At 37.1% G+C, this 5,104-nt stretch carries 5 protein-coding genes; all 5 read left to right on the forward strand.

Annotation, left to right across the window (positions count from 1 at the left end):
- The first annotated feature begins 949 nt into the window (after positions 1 to 949).
- The 5 genes from N6P30_RS23995 to N6P30_RS24015 all read left to right on the forward strand — a co-directional run bounded on the left by N6P30_RS23995 (position 950) and on the right by N6P30_RS24015 (position 4,909).
- Positions 950 to 1,636 carry an EAL domain-containing protein gene (locus N6P30_RS23995; RefSeq protein WP_023310818.1) on the forward strand — a complete coding sequence of 229 codons (687 nt, stop codon included), beginning with the start codon at positions 950 to 952 and terminating at the stop codon, positions 1,634 to 1,636.
- Positions 1,637 to 1,878: 242 nt separating this feature from the next.
- The gene (locus N6P30_RS24000) at positions 1,879 to 2,478 is read left to right on the forward strand and encodes a hypothetical protein (protein ID WP_023292987.1); all 600 of its coding nucleotides are present in this window, start codon (positions 1,879 to 1,881) and stop codon (positions 2,476 to 2,478) included.
- A 319-nt stretch (positions 2,479 to 2,797) separates the two neighbouring features.
- On the forward strand, positions 2,798 to 3,091 hold the full coding sequence (locus N6P30_RS24005) for a hypothetical protein (RefSeq protein WP_023292988.1): 294 nt from the start codon (positions 2,798 to 2,800) through the stop codon (positions 3,089 to 3,091).
- A gap of 106 nt (positions 3,092 to 3,197) precedes the next feature.
- Positions 3,198 to 3,638 carry a hypothetical protein gene (locus tag N6P30_RS24010; RefSeq protein WP_032676819.1) on the forward strand — a complete coding sequence of 147 codons (441 nt, stop codon included), beginning with the start codon at positions 3,198 to 3,200 and terminating at the stop codon, positions 3,636 to 3,638.
- Positions 3,639 to 4,213: 575 nt separating this feature from the next.
- Positions 4,214 to 4,909, forward strand: coding sequence for an EAL domain-containing protein (locus N6P30_RS24015; RefSeq protein ID WP_023292990.1), 696 nt, complete (start codon positions 4,214 to 4,216; stop codon positions 4,907 to 4,909).
- Positions 4,910 to 5,104: the final 195 nt, after the last annotated feature.

The following is a 5,104-nucleotide window of genomic DNA, read 5'->3' on the forward strand; positions in this document are numbered from 1 at the left end:
CGTAACAGAAGAACATGTAGCACTAGTTGAACTGCTAAAAGATGAAGGTGCGGATCTTATTACCTTAATTGAACGACTAGTAGCAATGAATAAGTAATTGATTTATATGTAAATAATAACCGTAACTATAACCGTATTGTATACGTCGAAAATACGGTTATTATGAGTAAAATACGGTTGATGCCACAACATATAGTAGTTAAATCAATGGGTTACATACCACATATTGATTCCCGTAACTTAATATAATATACACTTTAAAGTAAATGACTTACTTGTCTATTCAGTATCATAGAGCCTAACTCGCTTTGCTCGTTAGTCTCTGTAAAACCAAAAAGATAAGATCGTAAACTTGCGTTTTCTCGCTAGTCACTCGAAGAACGCCACGTCTTTTGTTTTTGTCTATCGACTACTGAAGGAAGTGAAAACCTATACTGTTTGGGGTCAGCCGTCTTTTGGAGTAACTACGCGGGCTTTGCCCTTGTCGGGTTATCGGGCTGTTTAAGCCATTACTATTAATTAATCTACTACTGGTACAGTACTACCAGAACTATGGACTTATCAGATGATGAGGCAGTATACTTCCAACAATCATTAGTTAACTAAGAGTTAGGTACAATAATCCGAGTAATTAATATCTTATCTGATCATCTAAAGGTAGAATCACCAGATAATCCCATATAACCTTTATGGTCTATTTGTGACTTTATTAGCACCGATTAACATTAAGAAATCATTAGGAAAGATGATACTTACGTAAATGATTGAAATAAAATATTAAACCCTCTGAAAACCGGATATTGGAGACAAGTACACAATTTACATTCGAAACCTTGAAAACATGTAGATAACAGGTATGTTTATAGGTATAGCTCGCTAACTAATAAAATTTATTAACTTATTCTCATTTAGATTACTTACAATACTTCAAGACGGGGAAGTGATTGATATGAAGCAGTTTTTCATAGTGGAGCCATTAGTAGACCCAGTTTCAATGAGGTTAAGAGGGGTTGAAATATTAACTCGCTTCCAAGATCAGTATGGTAAGTTTTACCCGCCGGATACTGTCATTCAGAGCATGAGCAATGAAGAAAGATGTTTGTTACTCAGAGAGCAAGTCACTGCTATCAAAGAAAAAAATGATTTCTTCACAAAGAACAATCTGTTGTGTAGTCTTAATGTTAACAGGGATATGATTGAATGTATCAATCGCACACCTGAAGAAGATTGCCTATTAAAGGGTATGAATTATGTGCGGCTTGAAATTTCAGAGAGTCTAGCAACATGTGAACTACACACCCGTACTAAACTAATAGAAGCACTATGTACTAGATTTGGTAAGGTATGGCTGGATGATTTGGGAGCAGGATATTGTGATATAAGCATGGTTGATGCTTCTCAGTATGAATTGATTAAGATTGATCGTGAATACTTCTGGCGGGAAGCCAAGAAAGAACAGCCATTCAAAGGTTTGATACTCTATAAAAATAAATGTAATAAAATCGTCTTTGAGGGCGTAGAGACAGATGAACAACTTGAACTAGCTAGACGTTTAGAGGTATGGGGTGTACAAGGTTACTTGTTTAACTCTTGTAAATTAATCGATATTGAAAGTCTGGCACTTCGCTATGACTAATATATGACTATATAAGGCTGACAAATTAATATCTAGAATCGTTATGTGCTATAAAATTCTGCCCCTTGATAATGGTATATATGAGATATATCGCTTGAGTGAAAGCAGCGATGATTCTTTTACTCAGTTAGCCCGGACTATCCTTAGTTCACATGAGGTTTTACTAACGAATCCACAGGTGTATCCCGACATTTCATATATAGACTATATTATGTTCTACGTACCCTAGTTAAGGAAGAAAAATGAATTATAATAAATGTGACTATTCTGCTATAGAATTAGTGGATGGTGTAATCTTTCGCATGAAAGATGATATTACTGGTTTTTATAAGTTAGTTGATAATGAAAAATATTACTATTATCATTTTGAGGATGGCGTCTATACACGTACTGATGGTTTAGTAACAATAGATAAGGGTGATCTTTTTTCTAATCTACTTGAGCTGAGAGCGGAGAGTTTCATTCATATCACAGACCAAAATATAGAAATGCCTCAGAGTGAATTCCGTAGTGCTTTTTTATATTTCGATAGTTTACGAGTCAGCATTGAAAGCATTGATGGAAACATGTCAATAAAATCATTTGATTATAAAACTGATACTGAAATTCAAACTTATAATGATGTACTACAGTTCTATAATCACATCATTGATAATAAATGTGCGTATTATGGAAGACCCGACTTTGACAATGATATTCTTATCAATTCATTACGCAATATTGGCGTTCCAATCGACCAGGTTAAGGAACATCTTACAAGATTTGATATGTTTTGTAGAATGATTATTCCTGAATATCAGTATCCAATCTCACCAACAGAGATAAAACAGCTTAGCTATTAATTTTCTCAATGCCTTTACTACTTGGTAAGGGCATTGAGCTTTTGGATTAACTTTAAAAAAACTTATCGATAATCTTATATGGCTTTACTTCTATATCATACCTAAAGTACACTCATAACCTCACGCCCCCCACTATGGGTAGGTTTGTTGAAGGTGTGGGTGTGGCGTGAAGCTACCATACAACAGCCCTCAGTACTGTTACTCCCCCTTCAGTTTACATGTAAGTAAAGAAATTCTACATAAGGCCGATACTACCCATTGTGACTTAGAGGATGTTGAAACAACCTCTTGTATTCCAGATAGTTCACAAGGGTTACTAATGGGGAAAATTATTGTAGTTTTATTGGTGCTCATCGCTTTGTATTTCAAAATCTCAGGTGGAGATGTTAAGCATGAAGCACAGCACGAAGAACCGTCTACCCAGCTCACCAATCAAGAGTTACAGGACGCTAAGGATTTCGCTCAGGCTCTTATCCAGCGTGATTACACATGCGATAAAGTCACTAGGTTTAGCAATGCGAACTTCTCAGGCCGTATAGATGTATGGTGTGATGATCAATACCAGTATGAGATTACAAAGCCTGGTGGACGCTGGCAGGTAGTAGCGAAGTAATCTGAAAATTTCAGTACTAAGCCCTTTATGATGTGAATCTACAGGGCTTTTTCAATTTGTAAATGATATTATCATTCAGAACTTGCCTATAGTGAAGAGTGGTAAAATGAAAATTACTGTTGAAAATATCTCTGAGATGTTCGAGGGAACGAAAGAACTATTGACTGGTGGGCTGATCACGGCTGTCACTGGTTTGATTATTATAATTGGTCCAAATGGCAATGAATATGTAAAAGTGCCTTTGATGTTTGTTGCGATATTTCTAATTACTATAATACCTGGTTTTATCGCGATGCTTTTCTCACCATTAACAAAACTGACAGCAAAGATTTTTGATATTAAAAGTAGCAATATACTTTGCCGCCTGTTTTCATTTTTGTATTTCCTACTGTATTGGTTTGTAACGCTTTCAGTGTTCAACTTTATAATTAGAAATGTATTAAATGTACACCCAATAGAAGATGGTATGAAAATATGCTTTGCTATTGGGTGCTTTATTGTCGCAGTAGTACAAACAAGAAGATTTTACACAATACTTATTAAGTAATTGAATATGCCCCAATAACATGAACTGTCCTACTCAATGGGGCCGTCAATGTGTAGGGGCATTTTTTAGAATGGCAGTTCTTCTTGCCCACAGGACCAATCATCAGCATGTTGTTCAACCACTCGGCGTTCAGCATGTAGATAAACTAGAGCATCCAACACCTTGTTAAAGGGTGTCTCGCTAATCAGTACAAAACAATCCCTTTCAACCGTTCCCAGCCAGAACACCCCACCTACAGAACCTTCAAATATCACCCGATCACCAACTCGAATTGTTCAAGAATACTTCCCCGATAACAGACCGTGAACCAAACCCCAGCGTGTGAGAACTGATGAACACCTCTACGTATGGATGGATCGTAACCGTTCTTATTGCCCATTTCTAAGCCCTCCACTAACCGTTAGATACTGTAAATTTATACAGTGTAATACTGAAGAACAAGACGAAACGCTAAAAATTCAATAAAAACGATCATATTCAATAAGTTAAATGATTTTCTTTAGGCGAATAGTTTCTATACTAATAGATTTGAGCGATCAATAATAGAGTATAAATCGATTAAAGAGATCAATGTGATGATAATAACTAGCTTTATAGCAGAGCCGATCATGACAACTTCAGGCCAACTGGTTGGTTGTGAATTGTTAACCCGTTTCCATTGCCAGGACTTGCCTGTACTGAACAGTAAGTACTTCATCATGGCTATGGATAATGAAAGGAAGAGGGAACTACTCACACGACAACTACAGGCCATAGAATTACGTGCTTCATGGTTCAGGGATCACCGGCTTTTCTGTACCGTTAATGTTGATACCTTACAGGCACGGCTATGTGTATATGACAGTGGTATAACTCACTTACTGGATAAGCTGGAGTTTGTCAGGTTGGAGATCTCAGAAGACTTTGAAGGGTTGGAATTGGGTATAGATCATCCGGTGTTACGAACAATGTTAAACGTAGGCTATCGCTTGTTCCTTGATGATCTTGGTTCCGGTCGGGCTAACGTTGCGGCGTTAACTACTGGATGCTATGAAGCGGTAAAAATCGATAGGGCGTTCTACCGTGAGGAAGTACAGAAACCAACATTCAACGTACTGATGAAGAACATCATGAACTATTGCCCCTATGTAATCGTAGAGGGAGTAGAGCAGCGGCAAGAGCTACCAGTACTACGCGATGCTGGAGTAACTGCGGTTCAAGGCTATCTATACCGTTCAGTACCGTTCGACAAGATAACAACCTTATCTAACACCATAGTAAATACCCTATAGACAATAACTATGGGGTATACCTATGAACATCACATTACACTTCCCTCAAGGCTCTACAAGCATCATAGACGGTACTTATACAGGTTATGAGTATTCCCGTTCAGATAAGCTAATTAACGCTCATATCACGTTTGATGAATCATACAAGCTATTCATCAACCAACACCGTTTAGTACTCAGCTATAAATACATCAC

Origin of the sequence: Enterobacter sp. PL1, assembly GCF_945957325.1 — a bacterium.
GTDB lineage: Bacteria > Pseudomonadota > Gammaproteobacteria > Enterobacterales > Enterobacteriaceae > Enterobacter > Enterobacter roggenkampii.